Consider the following 19,958-nt stretch of genomic DNA (forward strand, 5'->3'; position numbering starts at 1 on the left):
GGCCGGGCCGAGCCCTGAGCCCCGTGTCTTCCGTTCCCCTCCAGCCTTTTCCAACGCGCGCTGCCATGACCGCCACCCCCGCCAAGAAGATCAGCAAGAAAAGCGCCAAGGCCGCCGCCGAACTGGCCGCCGCCACCGCTGCCGCCGAACTCGCGGCCTCCGCCCTCAGCAAGCAGGCGCCGCCGTTCCGCAACCGGATCATCGATAAGAAGGCGCTGCGCAACCTGGTCTCCTGGGCCTACAAGCACCACGGCACCGCGGCCACCGCCGCGATGGCCGATGAGCTGAAGGATCTGGGTTTCCACTACGCCACCCAGGCGGCGGTGTCGATCTCGGTCGACGACCTGCGCATCCCCGGCGACAAGGCGGTTCTGCTGGAGGAGGCCGAGGAGCAGATCACGGCCACCGAGGAGCGCTACCGGCTGGGTGAAATCACCGAGGTGGAGCGCCACACCAAGGTGATCGACACCTGGACCGAAACCAACGAGCGGCTGGTGGCGGCGGTGCGCCGCAACTTCAACGACAACGATCCACTCAATTCCGTGTGGATGATGGCCAACTCCGGCGCCCGGGGGAACATGTCCCAGGTGCGCCAGCTGGTGGGCATGCGCGGCCTGATGGCCAACCCGCAAGGGGAGATCATCGACCTGCCGATCCGCACCAACTTCCGCGAGGGCCTCACGGTCACCGAGTACGTGATCTCCTCCTACGGAGCCCGCAAGGGCCTGGTGGACACGGCCCTGCGCACCGCCGACTCCGGCTACCTCACCCGCCGTCTGGTGGACGTGGCCCAGGACGTGATCGTGCGCGAGGAGGACTGCGGCACCCACCGCTTCATCCCCATCAACGCCGACGAGCGGGGCCGCTTCGGCACCAAGCTGGTGGGCCGTCTGGCGGCCCAGCCCGTCGTCGACAGCGACGGCGTCGTCATCGTCGATCGCAATGGTGAGATCGACCCGGCCCTTTCCGCCGCCATCGAGAAGGCGGCGATCGCCACCGTGATGGTGCGCTCGCCGCTCACCTGCGAGGCCTCCCGTTCGGTCTGCCGCAAGTGCTATGGCTGGGCCCTGGCCCACAACGAACTGGTCGACCTGGGCGAAGCCGTCGGCATCATCGCCGCCCAGTCGATCGGTGAACCGGGCACCCAGCTCACCATGCGCACCTTCCACACCGGTGGTGTGTCCACGGCCGAAACCGGCGTGGTGCGCTCCCTGGTGGACGGGATCGTGGAATTCGGCCCCAAGGCCCGGGTGCGTGACCACCGCACCCCCCACGGGGTGGAGGCCAAGCTGGCCGAAACCGACTTCACCCTCACCCTCAAGCCCTCGGGCAAGGGCAAGGTGCAGAAGATCGACATCACCAACGGCTCGATCCTGTTCGTGGCCGATGGCGATCCCGTCGCCCACGACATCATCCTGGCCCAGATCTCCTCGGGCTCGGCGGTGAAGAAGAGCGTGGAGAAGGCCACCAAGGATGTCATCTGCGACCTGGCCGGCCAGGTGCGTTTCGAAGACGTGATCCAGCCCAGGGAGGTCACCGATCGCCAGGGCAATATCACCCACAAGGCCCAGCGTCTGGGTCGGATGTGGGTGTTCAGTGGCGACGTCTACAACCTGCCCCCGAATGCCCTCCCTGTGGTGGAGACCGACAAGCTGGTCACCCCTGGCGATGTCCTGGCCGAAAGCCGTCTGCAGAGCGAATACGGCGGAGCCGTGCGGCTGCGGGAGTCCACCGGCGATTCACGAGAAGTGCAGATCGTCACCGCCAGCCTCACCCTCAAGGACTGCAAGCTAGTGGGTGAATCCAGCCACACCGGCGAAAGCTGGCACCTGGAGGGCAAGGACAACACCCGTTATCTGGTCAAGACCCAGCCCGGCACCAAGATCGGCGCCGGTGAGGTGATCGCCGAACTCACCGACGATCGCTTCCGCACCCAGACCGGTGGCATGGTGAAGTTCGCCCCCGGCCTCTCGATCAAGAAGGCCCGCTCCGCCAAGCACGGCTTTGAGGTGAGCAAGGGCGGCACCCTGCTGTGGATTCCCCAGGAAACCCACGAGATCAACAAGGACATCTCCTTGCTGATGATTGAGGACGGCCAGTGGATCGAGGCCGGCACCGAAGTCGTCAAGGACATCTTCAGCCAGACCGCGGGCATCGTCACCGTCACCCAGAAGAACGACATCCTGCGGGAGATCATCGTTCGCTCCGGTGAGCTGCACCTGGTCTCCGACGCCAAGGTGCTCGGTCGCTACGGCGAGGACGGCAAGATGGTCAACCCAGGTGAGGAGATCGCCCCTGGCCTCAAGGCCGAGGCGATGAAGTTCGTCGAGAAGGTCGACACCCCCGAGGGCGGCGCCCTGCTGCTGCGGCCCGTCGAGGAATACGCCATCCCCGATGCCGCCCACCTGCCCGAACTCTCCACGGTCAAGCAGACCGGCGGCCCCTCCCTGGGGCTGAAGGCCACCCAGCGCCTCACCTTCAAGGACGGCGAGCTGATCAAGTCGGTGGAAGGGGTGGAGCTGCTGCGCACCCAGCTGATCCTGGAATCCTTCGACACCACCCCCCAGATGACGGTGGATGTGGAGGTGGTCGCCGACAAGCGGGCCAAGACCATCGAGCGCCTGCAGCTGGTGATCCTGGAAACCCTGCTGGTGCGCCGCGACACCCTCTCCGATGCCAGCCACGGCTCCACCCACACCGAACTGCAGGTGGAGGACGGCATCGCCGTCAAGCGCGGCGATGTGGTGGCCACCACCCAGATCCTGTGCAAGGAGAACGGCGTGGTCCAGCTGCCCGAACCCGTCGTCGGTGAACCGATCCGGCGCCTGATCGTCGAGCGGGCCGACGACACCCGCAGCCTGGATCTGGGCGGGGCCGCCCCGAAGGTGGCAGTGGGCGATCGCATCGTCGACGGCGACGTGCTGGCCGACGGGGTGCTCTCCCCCTGCTGCGGCCAGGTGGAGGCCATCAACGGCAAGACCCTCACCATCCGTCTGGGTCGGCCCTACATGGTGTCGCCCGATTCGGTGCTGCACGTCCGTGACGGTGAGCTGGTGCAGCGCGGGGATGCCCTCGCCCTGCTGGTGTTCGAGCGCCAGAAGACCGGCGACATCGTCCAGGGTCTGCCCCGTATCGAAGAACTGCTGGAGGCCCGCCGGCCGCGGGAATCGGCCGTGCTCTGCCGCAAGAGCGGCACCGTGCAGATCAAGCAGGGGGAGGACGACGATTCGATCACCGTGTCGGTGATCGAGACCGATGACGTCATCACCGAGTACCCGATTCTTCTCGGCCGCAACGTGATGGTCAACGATGGCCAGCAGGTGAGCGCCGGTGAGATGCTTACCGACGGTCCGATCAATCCCCACGAGCTGCTCGAGTGCTTCTTCGAGGATCTGCGCAGCCGCAAGCCCACCATGGAGGCCGCCCAGGAGGCGATCTCCAAGCTGCAGTTCCGCATGGTCACGGAAGTGCAGAACGTCTACAAGTCGCAGGGGGTTTCGATCAGCGACAAGCACATTGAAGTGATCGTGCGCCAGATGACCAGCAAGGTCCGCATCGAGGATGCCGGTGACACCACGCTGCTGCCCGGTGAGTTGATCGAGCTGCGTCAGGTGGAGCAGGTGAATTCCGCCATGGGCATCACCGGTGGTGCTCCCGCCGAGTTCACCCCCGTGCTGCTGGGCATCACCAAGGCCTCCCTCAACACCGATTCGTTCATTTCGGCGGCCTCCTTCCAGGAGACCACCCGGGTGCTCACCGAAGCGGCGATCGAGGGCAAGAGCGACTGGCTGCGGGGCCTCAAGGAGAACGTGATCATCGGCCGCCTGATCCCCGCCGGCACCGGCTTCGGTGGCTTCGAAGAGGAGCTGCGCGCCGAGGCCGGACCCCACCCCGACATCCTCGAGGAGGAGGCCGCCGGCTACCGCCGCAACCAGAACCTGCGTCCCGACTACACCGTCGAGATGCCCGCCCCGGCGGTCACCGCCGCCGTGCTGGATGACCCCTCCGAGGAGGATCTGGAGGCCACCCGCAGCCGTCACGGCATCGAAGCGGCCGCCAGCGGCTTCGCCGCCTTCGCCCGTCCCACCGCCGAGGAGGGCCTCGAAGAGGAGCTGATCGCCGACCCGGCCGCCCTCGAGGGCCTGCAGGAGGAGGGATTGCTCAGCGATGACTGATCCCTCCATCGCCACCCCGGTGCCGGTGCGCCGGGTGCCGCGCTTCGGCTTCCACACCCACACCGAGCGCTTCAATGGCCGGCTGGCCATGCTCGGCTTCATCGCCCTGGTGGTGGTGGAGTGGAAGCTGGGTCACGGCCTGCTGATCTGGCCCTGATGGCGGAGCCCGTTCCCCTGCTGGGGATGGGCCAGGCGGCCCTCCAGGAGTGGGCGGGTCTGCAGGGCCAGCCCCCCTTTCGCGGCAAGCAACTGCACGACTGGATCTACGCCAGGGGAGCCCGCAGCCTCGAGGAGATCACGGTGCTGCCCAAGGCCTGGCGGGAGCAGCTGGCGGCCGCCGGCCCCGGCCTCGGCCGTTCGCCCCTGCTGCACCGCAGCGACGCCCGCGACGGCACCACCAAGCTGCTGCTGGGCACCGCCGACGGCCTCAGCATCGAGACCGTGGGCATCCCCAGCGGCGACCGGCTCACGGTCTGCGTCAGCAGCCAGGTGGGCTGCCCCATGGGCTGCCGCTTCTGCGCCACCGGCAAGGGGGGGCTGCAGCGCTCCCTGGCGGTGCACGAGATCGTCGACCAGGTGCTGAGTGTGCGGGAAGCGATGGGCCGCCGCCCCAGCCATGTGGTGTTCATGGGCATGGGCGAACCCCTGCTGAACACCGACGCGGTGCTGGAAGCCATCGCCTGCCTCTGCACCGATCTGGGCATGGCACAGCGGCAGATCACCGTCAGCACCGTGGGGGTGCCCCGCAGTCTGCCCACCCTGGCCGAGCGCGCCCTGGAGCGGCTGGGCCGGGCCCAGTTCACCCTGGCCGTGAGTCTCCACGCCCCCGACCAGCGCCTGCGGGAGGAGCTGATCCCCACCGCCCACGCCTATCCCATGGAGGCGCTGCTCGACGACTGCCGCCACTATGTGGCCCTCACCGGCCGGCGCGTGAGCTTCGAGTACATCCTGCTGGGCGGCCTCAACGACCATCCCCGCCAGGCCGACGCCCTGGCCCGCCTGCTGCGGGGTTTCCAGAGCCACGTCAACCTGATCGCCTACAACCCGATCGCCGAGGAGGACTTCCGGCGCCCCGCACCTGAGGCGGTGGAGGCCTTCCGCGCCCAGCTGGAGCGGCGCCACATCGCTGTGAGCGTGCGGGCCAGCCGCGGCCTGGATCAGGATGCGGCCTGCGGCCAGCTGCGCCGCCGCCTGCTCACCGCCCCGGCGGGGTGATCCCGGTTTCGCCACGCGTTGTCCCTGCCCTGGCGGTCGTCCTGGCCGGTGCACTGGCCTATGGGGCCCTGTGCGGCCTGCTATTTCTGCGGCAGCGCTCCCTGCTCTACTTCCCCCAGCCCCGTTCCGCCGATGCTCCCGGCGAGCTGCTGACCCTGCCGATCACAGGCGGTCCGCCGGGGGCCCGGGTGTTGGTGACCGTCCGCCGACGCCCCGGCCCGAAGGCGCTGCTCTATTTCGGCGGCAATGCCGAGGCCGTGGCGGGCCAGTTGCCGCTGCTGGAGGCCGCCTTTCCGGAGCACGCCCTCTACCTGATGCACTACCGGGGCTATGGCGGCAGCAGCGGCCAGCCCTCGGAGCAGGCCCTGTTCGCCGATGCCCTGGCTCTGTTCGACCGGGTGCGGGCCGACCACGACCACATCGCGGTGCTGGGCCGCAGCCTGGGCAGCGGTGTGGCGGTGCACCTGGCGGCCCGGCGTCCGGTGGCCCGGCTGGTGCTGGTCACCCCGTTCGACAGCATTGAGGCGGTGGCCTCCCGCCAGTTCCCGCTGGTGCCGGTGGCCCTGCTGCTGCGGGACAAGTACCGCTCCTGGGCGGTCGCCCCCCGCGTGGAGGCTCCCACCCTGCTGATTGCCGCCGCACGGGACGAGGTGATCCCGCGCGCCCATACCGATGCCCTGCTGTCGAGCTTCCGCCCCGGGGTGGCCTCCCTGGTGGTGCTGCCCGTCGATGGCCACAACGCCGTGGAGGGCTCCCCGCACTACATCCCGCTGCTGCGGGAGTTTTCTGCGTCACGCTCAGTGGAGTAGGCCCCGCGGGCGCCCTGGCCGTTCCATGGGGTGAGCCGCACCATCAGCAGGAAGGCCGGAACAGCTGCGGCGGCGGTGAGAAGGAAGAAGTGCTCCCACCCCGCCAGCTTCACAAGCAGTCCAGACGATGCGGCAAAGACCTTGCTGCTGATCGCGTAGACCCCGGAAAACACCGCGTACTGGGTCGCGGAGTAGCGCGGGTTGCACAGGCTCATCAGCAGGGCCACGAACGCGGTGCCCACCAGGCCGCTCGAGAAGTTCTCCATCAGCACCGCGGCGGCAACGCCCTCCAGTGACATGGTGCCGCGGGCCACCAGCCAATAGGCGAGGTTGCCGGCCGCTCCGGCGAGACCGAACACCCAGAGACTGCGGTTCATGCCCAGCCGACTGAACAGCACCCCGCCCACGATCACCCCCACCATCGTCGCAAGGATGCCCAGGGCCGACTTGATCAGGCCGATCTGTCCCTCCTTGAGCCCCTCTGCCACCAGGAAGGGGCCGCTCATCGGCGCCAGCAGGCCATCGGGTAGGCGGTAGAGCAGCACCAAGGCCAGCAGCTGCATGGCCCTACGCCCCCCCGTGCGGCCGAGGAACTCGCGCACCGGGCCGATCACCGCCTGACGAAGGTTGTGCACCGGTTCGCGCAGAGGGGGCAGTTTCGGTGCGGCCAGAGTGCCGGGGACCAGCAGAAGCATCAGGCCCCCGGCCGCCAGAAAAGCCAGCGGGTAGTTGGCGCTGCCGGCGATCAGTAGGGCACCGCTGCCGAGTACCAGGGTGCCGCCGCGGAAGCCCAACGAGCTGGCGGCTGCCCCTGCACCGCGCTCCTGATCCGGGAGCAAGTCGGTGCGGTAGGCGTCGATGACGATGTCCTGGCTGGCGCTCAGAACTGCGATAACCAAGGCTACCCCCCCGATCATCAGCAGCGTTTGTGAGTCCGTGCTGGGACGCAGCAGGCCCATGGCCGCAATCGTCAGCGCCAGAACCACCTGCAGCAGGGCGATCCAGCCGCGGCGACGGTCTGGCCAGGGGATCGGCCAACGCTCCAGCAGCGGGGCCCACAGGAACTTGATCACGTAGGGCAGCCCGGCCAGCGGTAGCAAACCGATCAGTTCCACCGGCACCCCTTGGGTGGCCAGCCAGATAGGCAGAATCTCGCCGAGGCCGCTGTTGGGAGCGCCGCTGGAAAAGCCGAGGGCACTCACCGCCCCCAGACGCCTCCACCCGCCCGGCTCTGATCGCGGATGGGCCGGCTCTTCCATGGAAGTCGCGGTTGTGCGTGCTGCGCACCTTAGTTGGGGTGCCAGCCGCTGCCCTCGGCCCCAGGATCGAGCCACAATGAATTCCACAAATTGGCGATCCCCATGTCCTTCCTGCGCTCCACGCTGCTGCCCGTCGCCATCGTGCTGCTGTTCGGCCTGGCCCTGTTCGCCGTCAGCGCCCGCATCTGGCTGCCCGGCGACATGGCCGCCCCCGCCCCGCTGGGCTGATCTGGCGCCCCTCGGCTTTTACGATGCCGTCACCTGGATGGCTCCATGCCGGACGACGGCCTGCCCTTTCCCGAAACCACCCACGAGCTGGCCCTTGATCCGGAGGTGCTGGCACGGGAGCTGGCGCAGGAGCTCCTGGGCGATCCGCTCGATGAGATCGACAGCGTTGCTCCCTCCAGCTCCGATGTGGCCGCCGAGTGCGACCTCGGCATCGAACTGCTGAAGGGGGGGCGTGAGGAGCGGCTGCAGGGGCTGCGCATCTTCTGCGAGCACCGGGACCCCCGGGCCATTCCTCTGCTGCTGCCCTTGCTGAAGGCTGGTTGCCCGATCGTGCGCATGAGCGCCGTCTACGCCCTCGGTCGCAACCCCCACCCCCTGGCGGTGGAGCCCCTGCTGGGCCTGCTCGGGGCTGACGACAACGGTTACGTGCGCAAGGCTGTGGCCTGGAGCCTGGGGAACTACCCCGAGGCCCCCGTGCTCAACCCGCTGATCCGGGCCCTGGAGATGGACATCTCGGCGGTTCGGCTGTGGGCCGCCAGTTCCCTGGCCGATGCCGGCGCCACCGGCGTGGCCAAGGCCGACCCCGCCGCCGCCCAGCTGCTGCTCAGCCTGCGCATCGACAGCGAGCCGGCCGTGCGCAGCAACAGCGCCTGGTCGCTGGGGCGCCTCTACACCGATCTGGTGGAGCCACGCCAGCGGGACGTGGTGGAAGCCCTGCTGCACACGATGCTGCACGACGGTGATTCCACCGTCCGGGACGAAGCCCGGATGGCCCTGGAGCAGCTGGAGCAGCCCGAGGTGCTCGAACGGCTCCAGACCCTGGTGGACGAGGGTCTGATCAGCTGAGCGGCCCTGCCGCCGCGGCGTCCCCACCCACCGCAGCCACCCGAAATCACGGTTAAGATCCCAGTCTCACCTGTGCAGCCCAGCCGGGATGGCCCAACGCACCATCCGCTTCCGCATTCGTCCTGACGGACGGGTGGAGGAACTCGTGGAGGGTGTGCAGGGCGAGGGTTGTTCCCGGCTCACGGAGCGGATCGAGGCCAGGCTGGGCAGCGTCCAGCAACGCCTGAGCACGTCGGAAGCGTTCCAGGCCCAACCCCTCGATCTCCAGGACCCCCAGGTGGTCGTCCAGCACCACGCCCCCTGAGCCACCGCCCCTCCTCCCCCGTCGTCCCATGTCGCACTTCAGCACCGTCAAAACCGAGCTGCGCGATCGCCAGGCCCTGGTGGATGCCCTCCGCGACCTGGGCCACCCCCCCGCCGAAGGCTCCGTCGAAGTCCGTGGCTACCGCGGCCAGACCGTGACCGCCGACCTGGCCATCCCCCAGGATGGTGGCGTCGACATCGGCTTCCGCCTCAACCCGGACAGCGGCAGCTACGAGCTGGTCACCGACCTCGAGCTCTGGAAGCAGCCCATCCCGGTGGAGCGTTTCCTGGCCAAGCTCACCCAGCGCTACGCCCTGCGCACCATTCTGGCCAGCACCGCCGAGGAGGGCTTCCAGGTGAGCGAGCAGACCAGCCACCTCGATGGCAGCATCGAACTGGTGGTGACTCGCTGGGACGCCTGATCCCGTGAGCACAACGGGCCCCGCCGCCGGCCTCGATCCCGCCCTGGCCTTTCGCACCGCGGTGGCCCCGGAGTCGGAGGCGACGGGCCTGGAGCCTGTGCTGGGGGGAGTCCTGCGTCAGCAGGCCGTCTGGGTGGATGAGGCTGCCTGCATCGGCTGCCGCTACTGCGCCCACGTGGCTGGCAACACCTTCGTGGTGGAGCCCGACTGGGGCCGTTCCCGGGCCCTGCGCCAGGACGGGGACAGCACCGAGAGGATCCAGGAAGCGATCGACACCTGCCCCGTGGATTGCATCCACTGGGTGGCCTACGAACAGCTGCCAGCCCTCAGGGCCCAGCTCGACGAGCAGGAGATTCAGCCCCTGGGGCTGCCGTCCCATGGCCGCCGCCGCCGCACCCTGCCCCGCTCCACCCCGCCAGCGCCATGACCATCCCCAGCCGGCGTTTCGGTCGAACGGGACTGGCCATGCCGGTGCTTTCGCTGGGGGGCATGCGCTTTCAGCAGAGCTGGAGCGACCTGCCGCCCGAGGCGGTGGAGGCCGGCAGCCAGGCCAAGCTGGAGGCCACCCTCCAGGCCGCGATCGCAGCGGGCCTGCACCACATCGAAACCGCCCGCCACTACGGCACCTCGGAGCGGCAGCTGGGCTGGCTGCTGCCCCGGCTGCCGGATCCCCGGCGCCTCCTGCAGACCAAAGTCCCCCCCGCCGCCGACCCGGCCGCCTTCGAGGCCGACCTGCGCACCAGCTTCGAGCGGCTGGGCCTGGACGGTGAAGGGGGCCGGGTCGACCTGCTGGCTATCCATGGCGTCAACACGCGGGAGCTGCTTGATCAGACCCTGCGCCCCGGCGGCTGCCGGGAGGTGGCCCGCCGCTGGCAGGAGGCGGGCCGCATCGGCCATGTGGGCTTCTCCACCCATGCGCCGCTGCCCCTGATCCTGGAGGCGATCGCCAGCGACCAGTTCGACTACATCAACCTGCACTGGTACTTCATCCGCCAGCAGAACCGGCCCGCGATCGAGGCCGCCACCGCCCACGACATGGGGGTGTTCGTGATCAGCCCCACCGACAAGGGGGGGCACCTGCACAGCCCCTCCCAGCGCCTCTGCGAGCTCTGCGCGCCGCTGCATCCGATCGTGTTCAACGACCTGTTCTGCCTCTCGGCTCCGGGCCTCCACACGATCAGCGTCGGCGCCGCCGGCCCGCAGGATCTGGAGCTGCACCTGGAGGCGGTGGCGCTGCTGCCCCGGGCCGGGGAGCTTCTGCCGCCGATCCTGGCCCGGCTCGAGCAGGCGCGCCGGCAGGCCCTCGGGGACGACTGGCTGGCCAGCTGGGACCGGGGTCTGCCGGCCTGGGAGGACACCCCCGGGCGCATCAACCTGCCGGTGCTGCTCTGGTTGCACAACCTGCTAGAGGCCTGGGACCTGGAGGCCTACGGCCGGGCCCGCTACAGCCTGCTGGGCCACGGGGGGCACTGGTTTCCGGGGGAGAACGCCGATGCCCTTGATGGCACGGTGAGCGAGCTGGAGCTGCAGGCGGTGTTGGGGGCCAGTCCCTGGGCCGCCGAGATCCCCGACCGGCTGCGGCGGTTGCGCCAGCGGCTTGGGGGTGAGGCAGTGAAGCGCCTGCAGGTGGCCTAGCCCCCTGGAGTGATGGCCCCCGGCGCGATCGGCGTCTTCTGGGGCACCCCCACGGCCCGGGGGTAGGCGGCCGGACAGCGGCCGGACGGCCGCAGCCACAAGCCATGGCGCACCCCCCGCCCCGCCGGCAGGTCGCGGCGCAACGCCGGATCCACCGTCGCCCGCAGCACCCCCACGGCCGCCTCCAGGTCGCGCTGGTCGTCGGCCCCCCACTGGCCCCGGTAGAGCAGGGCGAGGCCGTCGGGCTTCAGCAGCGGCACCAGGTATTCGGCCACCACCGGCGCGCTGGCCACGGCGCGGGCCATGGCCCGGTCGAAGCGGCCGCGGCAGTCCGGGGAGCGGCCGGTGCGCTCGACCCGTTCACATCGCAGGCGCAGCCTCCCCTCCTCCAGCCCCAGGCTGCTGGCCATGGCCCGCACCGCCTCCAGCTTGCGGCCCACCGAATCCACCAGGGTGATCCGTGCCGTGGGCAGGGCGATCGCCAGGGCCAGGCCGGGGAAGCCGCCGCCGGTGCCCACATCGATCAGCTCCAGGCCGTCGGGAACGCCGCCGGGGGCGCTCAGCAGGGGCACCCAGGGCCAGAGGCTGTCGAACACCTGGGCGATCCAGAAATCGTCGCCCTCCACCAGGCGGGTGAGGTTGACCCGGCCGTTCCAGAGCCTCAGCTGCTCCTGCAGCGCCACCAGGGCCGCGAGCTGGCCGTCGTCGGGGGTCCACCCCAACGCCTGCCAGAGGCTGGCATCGGGGGGGGCGCTGGGGTCGGGGCTGGCGTCCATCCGCTACGGCAGTGGTGCTTCTCCCTAGGATCCCGCACGCCGGGCAGGCTGCCACCGCCGCCTCAGGGACCATGTCCTCCACAGCCAAGCCCCCCACCCACTACCAGGTCCTGCAGCTGCAGCCCACCGCCACCGATCAGGAGTTGCGGCAGGCGTTTCGGGGCCTGAGCAAGCGCTACCACCCCGACACCACCGCCCTGCCCGCGAGCGAGGCTGAAGTGGCCTTCCGGCAGCTGCGCCAGGCCTATGCCGTGCTGAGTGATCCGGCCGCCCGGCGGCTCTATGACGCTGCCTTGCTTCAAAGCACCCTGCCGACCCCGCTCCAGAGCCCCCCGTCCGTGGCCGTTGTCCGGCCCGTGTCGGTGCGCCGGGCCCTCTCCGGCGGCGAGTGGTTCGCCCTGCTGCTGCTGGCCCTGGCCCTGGTGCTCAGCCTGGTGCTGGGGCTGGGTGTGGCCTGGGCGCGGGGCGCCGAACTGATGGCCTGGCCCAGCTGGTGGGCCGACCTCGAGACGGCTTCGGCCCCGGCGCCACCCCCCTCCCCCAGCCAGCCTGCGCCGATCCGACCGTGACCCTGCCCTCCGCGGCCACCCCCCTCTACAACCACCCCCTGCCCGCCCTGGAGGCCTGGTTGCGTCTGCTGGGCGCCAGCCAGTCTCGCGCCAACGTCGCCCACTGGGACCTCCACCGCCCCGAATGGAGCGCTCGCATTGCGTTGGAGGAGGAGGAACTGCGGGTGAGCTGGCACCAGGAGGGCCGCACCACGGCGCGCCAGTTCCCCTACGGGCTCTCGCGGGCCGATGTGGAGGCGGCGATCCTCGCGGGTCCCTGAGCGCCGGGCAGCCCTCCCCGTTCAGAGGCTGGAGAGGGCCGCCCCGATGACGGCGTAGCAGTGGGCCAGCTGGTCGTCGTCGAGGCACAGCGGCGGCAGCAGGTAGACCACTTGCCCCAGGGGCCTCAGGAACACGCCCTGCTCAAGGGCCAGCCGTTGCAGCCGCGGCCCCACCGGATTGAGGTAACCGGGGGTGTCGGTGGCCACCTCGAAGGCGGCGACGCTGCCCAGCAGCCGCGGCCGCCGCACCAGGGGATGGCGTGCCAGGGCCTCCAGATGGGGGCGGTGCCGGGCCTCGAACTGCCGATAGCGTTCTGGCCGCTCCTGCAGCAGATCGAGGCTGGCCAGGGCGGCGGCGCAACCCAGGGGGTTGGCGGTGAAGCTGTGGCCGTGGAAGAGGGTCAGGCCCGGTGCGGTGCCGATGAAGCCCGCGTAGATGGCCTCCCGGGCCAGGGTGACCCCCATGGGCAGGAAGCCGCCGGTGAGCCCCTTGGAGAGGGCCATCAGGTCGGGGTGGATGCCGGCCCGCTGGCAGGCGAACAGGTGGCCGCTGCGGCCGAAGCCTGTCATCACCTCATCAGCGATCAGCAGGGCCCCGCTGGCGCGCACCAGCGCCTCCACCCGTCGCAGGAACCCTTCCCGCACCAGGGCCATGCCGCCGGCTCCCTGCAGCAGGGGTTCAAGGATCACCGCCGCGGTGGGCGTATCCAGCAGCTGCTCCAGCCGCGCCAGGGCGGCGGCCTCCCGCGCCTCCACCCCGTCGTCGCCCCACCAGGTGGCGGGCGAGGGGGCCCGGGCCACGGCGAACAGCAGCGGCTCGAACGCCTCCGAGAACAGAGAGCGCTCCCCCACCGCCATGGCGCCGAAGGTGTCGCCGTGATAGGCCCCCTCGAAGGCGATCAGCTGCTGGCGGGGCTCGCCCCGGTTGCGCCACCACTGCCAGGCGATCTTCAGGGCCACCTCCACGGCGGTGGACCCGTTGTCGGAGAAGAACAGCCGCTCCAGCCCGCTGCAGGCGGCCAGGCGCTCGGCCAGCTGCTCGGCGGCCGGATGGCGGAAATCGGAGAAACCCACCTGCTCGAGGCTGCGGGCCTGCCGGGCGACGGCGTCGGCGATGCTGGGCTGGGCGTGGCCGTGCAGGGTGACCCACCAGCTGCTGATGGCGTCGATCAGCTGGCGGCCGTCATCCAGCTCCAGCAGGGCCCCCTCGCCGCGCACCACCCGCAGGGGCGGGTGGGCCGTGGCCACCTGGGTGAAGGGGTGCCAGAGGTGGGGATGCCAGCCGGGACCCCTCAGCGGCATACCTCCGAATCGCGTTCGCCTCCGGTGGCCAGCGGCCCGCAGTTGACCCAGCGGGTGATGCTGGTTTCGATGTCGGTGAACAGCACCAGGATGCCCGCACAGAGTGCGGCAATGGCGCCTGTCACCAGGAAATGCTTTCGGCTCATGGCTGCAGGTTACGGGCCAGGCCACTGCGGTGCCATTGGCGCTCCAGGCCTTCCCGGTCGAGGGGATCCAGGGGCGGCAGCTCCGCCAGCACCGGCACCCCGCCGAGGGCGGCCAGGGTGCGGGGATTGTCGGGGTGGGGATCGCCGTTGAGCACCAGGCCGAGCACGGGAATCGAACGCCGCTTGAGGGCCTCGAGGGAGAGCAGGGTGTGGTTGAGGGTGCCCAGGCCGCTGCGGGCCACCAGCAGCACCGGCAGACCCCAGACGGCGATCTGCTCGATCTGCAGCCAGTTGCGCCGAAGGGGCACCAGCAGACCGCCCGCCGTCTCCACCACCAAGGGCCCGTCCCAGGCCGGCAGGGCCAGCCGGGCCGGATCGATGCTGAGGCCGTCCCGCTCGGCCGCCCAGTGGGGGGACACGGGGGCCGTGAGGCGGTAGGCCTCCGGCCACAACCGCTCGGCAGGCAGGTTGAGCAGCCGCTGCACCCGGCCGCTGTCGCCGCCGCCCTCCAGGCCGCTCTGCACCGGTTTCCAGTAGTGCGCCCCCAGCCCCTGCACCAGCAGGGCGCTCACCACCGTCTTGCCGACGTCGGTGTCGGTGCCGCAGACCACCAGCCTCATGCGATCCTCCGGCCCACCAGCAGCAGCACGTCCCACGAGATTGCCGCATCGGAGGGCCACTGGCGCAGCAGGCGGCGCAGCTGGGCGGGGCTCAGCGGCTCGGTGCGGCTGCTGCCGGCGCCCAGATCGCGCAGGCGCCGCAGGGTGGCCAGGCCGTTGCCGGCCGGGCGGCTGAAGCGCAGGCGTTGCCGGAGGGTGGTGGCCAGGCCGGCGCTGGCCAGGGCGCCGATCAGGTCGTCGGCGTCGGGCAGCTCCAGGGCGGTGCAGGGCACCCCGGCGGCGGCGGCGGCCTGGCGCCACTGGGGAAAGCTGCCGCGCACGGGCACCGCCAGCGCCAGCCAGCCGCCCGGGGCCAGGGCGCGCCCCCAGCGCTCCAGTTCCCGGGCCGGCGCCTCCAGCCACTGCAGCGCGAAGCTCGACACCAGCAGCCCCGCCGGCTCCAGGGCGGCGGGCAGGCCGCCGTTGAGGTCCCACACCAGCGGCGGCGGGCCGGCGGTGGCGAGGGGATTGCGGGCGAGCAGCTCGGGGCAGAGATCGAGCTGCAGCAGGGGGCGGCTGGCGAGGCCGGGGCAGTGGTGCAGGAGGGCGCGGCTGAGCAGGCCGCTGCCGGCGCCCAGATCGGCCCGGGGGGCCTCGGGCGGTGGGGCCGGCAGGTCGCGGCAGAGGCGGGCGAGCCGCCAGGCGATGCCCCGCTGCAGGCCGGCCTGGCCCTCGTAGTCGGCGGCGTGGCGGCCGAAGGCCCCGCACACCTGCAGGGGGAAGGCGGTCATGGGCCGAGGGTGCCGGTGATCCAGCGGCGCAGCTCCGTCGGCAGGGGCGCCTGCAGCAGGCAGTGGCCCGCCCCCTCGAAGCGGAGCACCTCGGCATGCGGCAGGCGTTCGCGCAGCAGGGACCGCGCCTCGGGCCCCACGATCCGATCGGCGCCGGCCTCCACGATCAGCACCGGCACGTCCTCGGGAAAGCCGGGCGGCAGGTCTGCACAGGCCGCCAGACGCTCCAGGTCGTCGCGCAGCCGCTGCCGCCCCTCGGGCCCAACCGGCTGGCTGGCGGGGCCGCGGGGCAGGAGCTCGGGCGGCTCAGGGGAGGCCGCCTTCTCCAGGAAGGCCTGCAGCATGCGCTGGGCGCGGCGGGCCGTGTCGGACTCGTTAGGCCCTTCGGCGAGCTGGGCCGCCATGCCGGCGAGGGCGGTCTGCAGCCGGCGGCCCTCGCGGCCCGGGGGCAGGAAGCGGGCGAAGCTGGCCAGCAGCACCACGGCCTCGGCCTGGGCCAGCAGCGAGGGGGGCAGCAGGTGGGGGCCCATCGAATGGCCGATCAGCAGCCGCCGGCCGCCGGGGGCCCACTGGGGATGTTCGGGGGTGCGGCCGCCGTAGCCCCGTTCGCCGCACTGCCAGTGCCAGTCCGGCGCGGCGAGGGCCTGGCGCAGCAGGTCCCAGCCCAGTCCGTCGCCGGCCCAGCCGTGCATGGCGATCACCTGCAGGGACGAAGCCGGGGCGGCCTCAGGGGGCGAGGGCATGGCGGGGGGCGAGGGGGCCGGGCCCGAGCGCGGCCAGCAGCCGATCCAGGGAGCCGGTGGGGAGATCCTGGCGCAGCACCAGCCGCAGCCTGGCGGTGCCTTCCGGCACGGTGGGCGGCCGGATCGCCACGGTGAGCAGCCCGGCCGCCTCCAGCCGACGCTGGGCCGCCAGGGCCTCGGCGTCGGCGCCGAGGAGCAGCGCCAGGATCGGCCCGTCGCCGGGGGGCCGGGGCCAGCCCGCGGCTTCGATGGCGTCGCGCCAGCGGGCCGCCCGCTCCGCCAGGGCCAGCCCCGTGGACGGTGCGGCCTCCAGGTGGCGCAGGGCCGCCAGGGCGCCGGCCGCCAACGGCGGGGCGAGGGCGGTGGTGTAGCGGAAGGCGCCGCTGCTCTGCAGCAGCCAGTCGCCCACCAGGCCATCGCAGGCAAGAAAGGCGCCGCCGCTGCCGAAGGCCTTGCCGAAGGTGCCGCTCACGATCGCCACGGAGCCGAGGCCATGGGCGAGGCCGCGGCCGCCGGGGCCGAGCACGCCGAGGGCATGGGCCTCATCCACCAGCAGGGGCGCGTCGTGTCGGAGGCAGAGGCCCGCCAGGGCGGCGACGGGCGCGCTGGTGCCTTCCATGCTGTAGAGGCTTTCGCAGAGCACCAGCAACCGGCCACCGGGCCGTTCGCGCCGGGCGGCGAGCAGGCGGCGTTCCATATCCGCCGGGTCGTTGTGGGCGAAGCGCTGCAGGCGGGCTCCGCTGGCGCGCACGCCCACCAGCAGGGAGTGGTGGATGAGCCGATCGGCCAGCACCAGGGTGTGGCGATCCGCCAGGGCCGCCACGGCGGCGAGGTTGGCCTGGAAGCCGCTGGGAAAGAGCAGCACCCGCTCGCGGCCGAGCCAGGCGGCCAGGGCGGCCTCCAGCTGCTGGTGGATGGGCCGGGTGCCGGTGACCAGGCGGGAGGCGCCGGCACCCAGGCCACTGGCCGCCAGTTCGGCCGCGGCGGCCGCGAGCACGGCGGGATGGCGGCTGAGGCCGAGGTAGTCGTTGCTGGCCAGATCCAGCAGGGGGAGCACGTCGCCGGGGGGTGAGGGCTGGAGGCTGGCGGCGGTGGCGGCGGGCTCAAGGGTGCGCAGGGCGCGGCTGCGCACGGTGGGCAGGGCCGCGAGGGCGTCGCGCAGCTGCCCGCGCCAGGGGGGCTGGGGGGCGGTGGGGTCGCCGCTCTTCGTGGTGGGGGGAGGAGGGATCAGGGCGGCCCGACACCAATGACAGGGGGCAGTCTGGGATGGGGGGTGGGTGAGGGCTCGATTCGGCCGTCGATGGAGTGAATGCGGGGGCCGCGTTACTGAAGACGTGCACCGCACAGGTGTAGCCCGGGATATCGGTGGTTCCCGGGTCCGAGAACCGGGGGCGAGCACTGCGTGAGTGGGATAGATACCTTATGGGCTGATTGTGTTCTGGCCGTGCTGATGTTCGGGGTGCACCTGTGGTTCACGGAAAGGACAGGCGACTGGGGCGTGGTTCTCGGAACCGTCTAATGACGAGTTGTACAGACTATGCGGATACTCTTCGAACACGCCAGAGGAGAAAGCCAGACACTTTTACAGGCTACCAAAAAATCCTGACTTTCCTGGTAAGATTTGATATGAGCCTACAACTGCCTAGACTCCGCTAAAAGACTTCGAACAATGCTTACCCGCTTGCGCATCAAGGGATTTAAAAGCTTGTGGGATGTTGATGTCCACTTTGGGCCATTTACCTGTATTGCAGGGCCTAACGCTGTAGGAAAATCAAATCTTTTTGATGCGATTCAGTTTCTTTCTCATCTTGCTAGTGATACTTTTCTAAACGCAGCCTTGTCAGTTCGCGCCCAATCAGATTTAACAGGAAATGCCAGAGATCTGTTCCATAGATGGAAAGATCAGTATGAGAAGCGCATCTTTATGTCAGCTGAAATGATCATTCCGTGCGAAGGGAAGGACGGACTTGGTCAGACAGCGACGGCCTCAATTACTTTCGTCAGATACGAACTCGAGCTTGAATTCTCGGAATCAAGTGGAACCTCAGGGCTAGGAATGATTAGGCTGATTTCGGAGATCCTGGAGCCTATTCCCAAAGGGAATGCTGCGAAGCTATTACGGTTTCCGCATAATGCTACTAAATGGCGAAACTGCGTTGTGGTTGGAAAGGGTCGGCGGGTGCCGTTCATCTCAACAGATTTGCAAAATGGTGAGATCGAACTACACCAAGAACGTGGAGGACAGCCAAGGCGCTTTAAGTCTGAAAGCCTGCCACGGACTGTGCTGTCAACCGTGAATGCAATGGAAAGCCCAACATCCCTGTTGGTAAAACGAGAAATGGAGTCTTGGAGATTGCTTCAGCTTGAACCCTCTGCCCTGAGACATCCGGACAACTTTTTAACACCACCAGGGTTGGACGCCAATGGCGCACATTTACCGGCAACCTTATTTGCCCTTTCACATCAGTATGGCGCAGATCGCAATATTTACGAACATGTCGCCGGAAGACTATCGAGTCTTATCAATGACGTCATTTCAATAACGATTGATAAAGACGATAGGCGCCAGCTGTTGGTTCTTCAACTCCTAAATCGTGATGGAACCCTTCATGAAGCGAGATCACTTTCGGACGGTACTCTTCGATTTCTAGCCCTAGCAACGATGGCGGAGGACCCAGCGGCCTTAGGCGTGATTTGCATGGAGGAGCCAGAAAATGGTATTCAGCCATCCCGGATCCCGGCAATACTCAATCTTCTTGAGGCAATAGCTTGTGATCCCCAAGAGCCTCCTGGAGAGGATAATCCACTCCGCCAGGTGATAATCAATACGCACTCTCCGTCCGTTGTCAAGCAGATAAATGAAGACTGCCTCTTGATTGCCTCCACTGAGCAACACCTTGTCGGCGGACAGCGCTTCGATGCTACGGCATTTAAGTGGTTATCCAATACATGGAGGCAGTCAATTGAGCCAAGTGCGAGGCCTGTGGCAAAGGGAAAACTTCTTAGCTATCTAGTAACTGCAGCGCCGAGTGAGAAGCCTCAAGCTGGAAAAAGCGATAACGTGAAACGAAGAGTAATTGATCGCCCTGAAATCAGGCAATTGGCACTCGAGGTAGAGGTATAGGCTTAATGCTCCGGTATACGCTTCTGGCTGATGGCACCTCCGACAAGGTGCTTATGCCGATCATCAACTGGCTTCTTGTCTACTCAGGCGTTCCTGTAGCAATCCAGGGTGAGTGGGCTGATCTATCAGGATACAGTGCGAAATCGCTTGAAGATCGTCTTGCACGTGCGGTAGATCTTTATGATTGCGACTTGCTTTTCATACACAGAGATGCGGAAGCCCAAGGAAGAGAGGACAGATTAAGCGAAATAAGTGTTGCCATTCGTCGTGCAACAATGGCCTTTGAATGCGATTATATCCCAATTATCCCTATTCGCATGACTGAGGCTTGGCTGTTGATTTCAGAGTATGCCATCAGATATGCTGCAGAGAATCAGAATGGAACTGTGCCATTGGCATTGCCTAACCTATCTCGCCTAGAGTCATTGAGTGATCCCAAGGAGTGTCTGTACGGATTGCTGCGAACTGCTAGCCAAAAAACTGGAAGACGGCTTAGAGAGTTCAAACCACAGAGGTTCGTTCATCGCATCCCTGATGTGATTGATGATTTTTTCCCGCTCCGGATCCTGTCCAGTTTTCAGGCATTAGAATCTGATGTCCGCGAGTGGATTTCTCGCTCCTATTGATTGATGATGATCTCAGCGGAGCAGTACAACATCGCCATGCACTTGAGCCGCCACCGAGGATCTCATCTGTCTTCCCAACAGGGGCGTGCGGCCAAGTGATGGCAGCGTCAGCTTGTCAACAAGCCCAGTA

Annotated in this window: 22 protein-coding genes; 14 read left to right on the forward strand and 8 right to left on the reverse strand. The window is 68.5% G+C overall.

The window, feature by feature from the left end; genetic code table 11:
* The first annotated feature begins 65 nt into the window (after window positions 1-65).
* Genes KBZ12_RS08820 through KBZ12_RS08835 form a run of 4 tightly spaced genes read left to right on the forward strand, consistent with a single transcriptional unit; the run spans window position 66 to window position 6,199 of the window.
* A complete protein-coding gene (locus KBZ12_RS08820; protein ID WP_254957556.1) occupies window positions 66-4,175 on the forward strand; it encodes a DNA-directed RNA polymerase subunit beta' in 4,110 nt (1,369 codons plus the stop codon).
* The gene (locus tag KBZ12_RS08825) at window positions 4,168-4,332 is read left to right on the forward strand and encodes a chlorophyll a/b-binding protein (protein ID WP_254957557.1); all 165 of its coding nucleotides are present in this window, start codon (window positions 4,168-4,170) and stop codon (window positions 4,330-4,332) included. Before KBZ12_RS08820 ends, KBZ12_RS08825 begins: the two co-directional genes overlap by 8 nt.
* Window positions 4,332-5,390 carry a 23S rRNA (adenine(2503)-C(2))-methyltransferase RlmN gene (gene rlmN, locus KBZ12_RS08830; protein ID WP_254957558.1) on the forward strand — a complete coding sequence of 353 codons (1,059 nt, stop codon included), beginning with the start codon at window positions 4,332-4,334 and terminating at the stop codon, window positions 5,388-5,390. Before KBZ12_RS08825 ends, rlmN begins: the two co-directional genes overlap by 1 nt.
* Window positions 5,387-6,199 carry an alpha/beta fold hydrolase gene (locus KBZ12_RS08835; RefSeq protein ID WP_254957559.1) on the forward strand — a complete coding sequence of 271 codons (813 nt, stop codon included), beginning with the start codon at window positions 5,387-5,389 and terminating at the stop codon, window positions 6,197-6,199. Before rlmN ends, KBZ12_RS08835 begins: the two co-directional genes overlap by 4 nt.
* On the opposite strand, the gene KBZ12_RS08840 is transcribed toward KBZ12_RS08835, so the two are convergent.
* Window positions 6,151-7,458 (reverse strand): AmpG family muropeptide MFS transporter, encoded by a 1,308-nt coding sequence (locus KBZ12_RS08840; protein WP_261359936.1) that lies wholly within the window; start codon window positions 7,456-7,458, stop codon window positions 6,151-6,153. The two genes, KBZ12_RS08835 and KBZ12_RS08840, sit on opposite strands and share 49 nt — an antisense overlap.
* Before the next feature lie 102 nt (window positions 7,459-7,560).
* Here KBZ12_RS08840 and KBZ12_RS08845 point away from each other — a divergent pair, with 102 nt between their 5' ends.
* The 6 genes from KBZ12_RS08845 (at window position 7,561) to KBZ12_RS08870 (ending at window position 10,892) form a co-directional block, all read left to right on the forward strand.
* Window positions 7,561-7,686, forward strand: coding sequence for a hypothetical protein (locus KBZ12_RS08845; protein WP_254944288.1), 126 nt, complete (start codon window positions 7,561-7,563; stop codon window positions 7,684-7,686).
* 45 nt (window positions 7,687-7,731) lie between these two features.
* Window positions 7,732-8,532: a HEAT repeat domain-containing protein gene (locus KBZ12_RS08850; RefSeq protein WP_254957561.1), complete on the forward strand. Its 801-nt coding sequence runs from the start codon at window positions 7,732-7,734 to the stop codon at window positions 8,530-8,532.
* Window positions 8,533-8,620: 88 nt separating this feature from the next.
* A complete protein-coding gene (locus tag KBZ12_RS08855) occupies window positions 8,621-8,836 on the forward strand; it encodes a DUF2997 domain-containing protein (protein WP_254957562.1) in 216 nt (71 codons plus the stop codon).
* A gap of 28 nt (window positions 8,837-8,864) precedes the next feature.
* A complete protein-coding gene (locus tag KBZ12_RS08860; protein ID WP_254957563.1) occupies window positions 8,865-9,257 on the forward strand; it encodes a DUF1257 domain-containing protein in 393 nt (130 codons plus the stop codon).
* A 4-nt stretch (window positions 9,258-9,261) separates the two neighbouring features.
* Window positions 9,262-9,684: a ferredoxin gene (locus KBZ12_RS08865; RefSeq protein ID WP_254957564.1), complete on the forward strand. Its 423-nt coding sequence runs from the start codon at window positions 9,262-9,264 to the stop codon at window positions 9,682-9,684.
* Window positions 9,681-10,892, forward strand: a complete 1,212-nt coding sequence (locus tag KBZ12_RS08870) for an aldo/keto reductase (protein ID WP_254957565.1) — start codon at window positions 9,681-9,683, stop codon at window positions 10,890-10,892. Before KBZ12_RS08865 ends, KBZ12_RS08870 begins: the two co-directional genes overlap by 4 nt.
* Here the strand turns inward: KBZ12_RS08870 and KBZ12_RS08875 are convergent.
* Window positions 10,889-11,668, reverse strand: a complete 780-nt coding sequence (locus KBZ12_RS08875) for a 16S rRNA (guanine(527)-N(7))-methyltransferase RsmG (RefSeq protein ID WP_254957566.1) — start codon at window positions 11,666-11,668, stop codon at window positions 10,889-10,891. The two genes, KBZ12_RS08870 and KBZ12_RS08875, sit on opposite strands and share 4 nt — an antisense overlap.
* 71 nt (window positions 11,669-11,739) lie before the next feature.
* Between KBZ12_RS08875 and KBZ12_RS08880 the strand changes: the two genes are divergently transcribed.
* Complete coding sequence (locus tag KBZ12_RS08880; RefSeq protein ID WP_254957567.1) at window positions 11,740-12,237, forward strand: J domain-containing protein; 498 nt, start codon at window positions 11,740-11,742, stop codon at window positions 12,235-12,237.
* On the forward strand, window positions 12,234-12,497 hold the full coding sequence (locus KBZ12_RS08885; RefSeq protein ID WP_254957568.1) for a DUF3143 domain-containing protein: 264 nt from the start codon (window positions 12,234-12,236) through the stop codon (window positions 12,495-12,497). Before KBZ12_RS08880 ends, KBZ12_RS08885 begins: the two co-directional genes overlap by 4 nt.
* A 21-nt stretch (window positions 12,498-12,518) precedes the next feature.
* Here KBZ12_RS08885 and bioA read toward each other — a convergent pair whose 3' ends face one another.
* The 6 genes from bioA to KBZ12_RS08915 are packed head-to-tail and all read right to left on the reverse strand — an operon-like array spanning window position 12,519 to window position 17,210.
* The gene (gene bioA / locus KBZ12_RS08890) at window positions 12,519-13,799 is read right to left on the reverse strand and encodes an adenosylmethionine--8-amino-7-oxononanoate transaminase (protein ID WP_254957569.1); all 1,281 of its coding nucleotides are present in this window, start codon (window positions 13,797-13,799) and stop codon (window positions 12,519-12,521) included.
* Entirely contained in the window at window positions 13,790-13,945 is a 156-nt protein-coding gene (locus tag KBZ12_RS08895) for a hypothetical protein (RefSeq protein WP_254957570.1), read from the reverse strand. Before KBZ12_RS08895 ends, bioA begins: the two co-directional genes overlap by 10 nt.
* Window positions 13,942-14,565, reverse strand: coding sequence for a dethiobiotin synthase (gene bioD / locus KBZ12_RS08900; RefSeq protein ID WP_254957571.1), 624 nt, complete (start codon window positions 14,563-14,565; stop codon window positions 13,942-13,944). Before bioD ends, KBZ12_RS08895 begins: the two co-directional genes overlap by 4 nt.
* Window positions 14,562-15,335, reverse strand: coding sequence for a methyltransferase domain-containing protein (locus tag KBZ12_RS08905; protein ID WP_254957572.1), 774 nt, complete (start codon window positions 15,333-15,335; stop codon window positions 14,562-14,564). The genes bioD and KBZ12_RS08905 overlap by 4 nt, the downstream gene beginning before the upstream one ends.
* Window positions 15,332-16,078: an alpha/beta fold hydrolase gene (locus KBZ12_RS08910; protein ID WP_254957573.1), complete on the reverse strand. Its 747-nt coding sequence runs from the start codon at window positions 16,076-16,078 to the stop codon at window positions 15,332-15,334. Before KBZ12_RS08910 ends, KBZ12_RS08905 begins: the two co-directional genes overlap by 4 nt.
* Window positions 16,062-17,210 carry a pyridoxal phosphate-dependent aminotransferase family protein gene (locus KBZ12_RS08915; RefSeq protein ID WP_254957574.1) on the reverse strand — a complete coding sequence of 383 codons (1,149 nt, stop codon included), beginning with the start codon at window positions 17,208-17,210 and terminating at the stop codon, window positions 16,062-16,064. Before KBZ12_RS08915 ends, KBZ12_RS08910 begins: the two co-directional genes overlap by 17 nt.
* Before the next feature lie 537 nt (window positions 17,211-17,747).
* Between KBZ12_RS08915 and KBZ12_RS08920 the strand changes: the two genes are divergently transcribed.
* Both KBZ12_RS08920 and KBZ12_RS08925 read left to right on the forward strand, forming a co-directional pair.
* Window positions 17,748-19,202 (forward strand): AAA family ATPase, encoded by a 1,455-nt coding sequence (locus KBZ12_RS08920; protein WP_254957575.1) that lies wholly within the window; start codon window positions 17,748-17,750, stop codon window positions 19,200-19,202.
* A gap of 53 nt (window positions 19,203-19,255) precedes the next feature.
* A complete protein-coding gene (locus KBZ12_RS08925) occupies window positions 19,256-19,828 on the forward strand; it encodes a hypothetical protein (protein ID WP_254957576.1) in 573 nt (190 codons plus the stop codon).
* The last annotated feature ends 130 nt before the right edge of the window (window positions 19,829-19,958 follow it).

The organism is Cyanobium sp. Cruz CV13-4-11 (genome assembly GCF_024346055.1).
Classification (GTDB): domain Bacteria; phylum Cyanobacteriota; class Cyanobacteriia; order PCC-6307; family Cyanobiaceae; genus Cyanobium.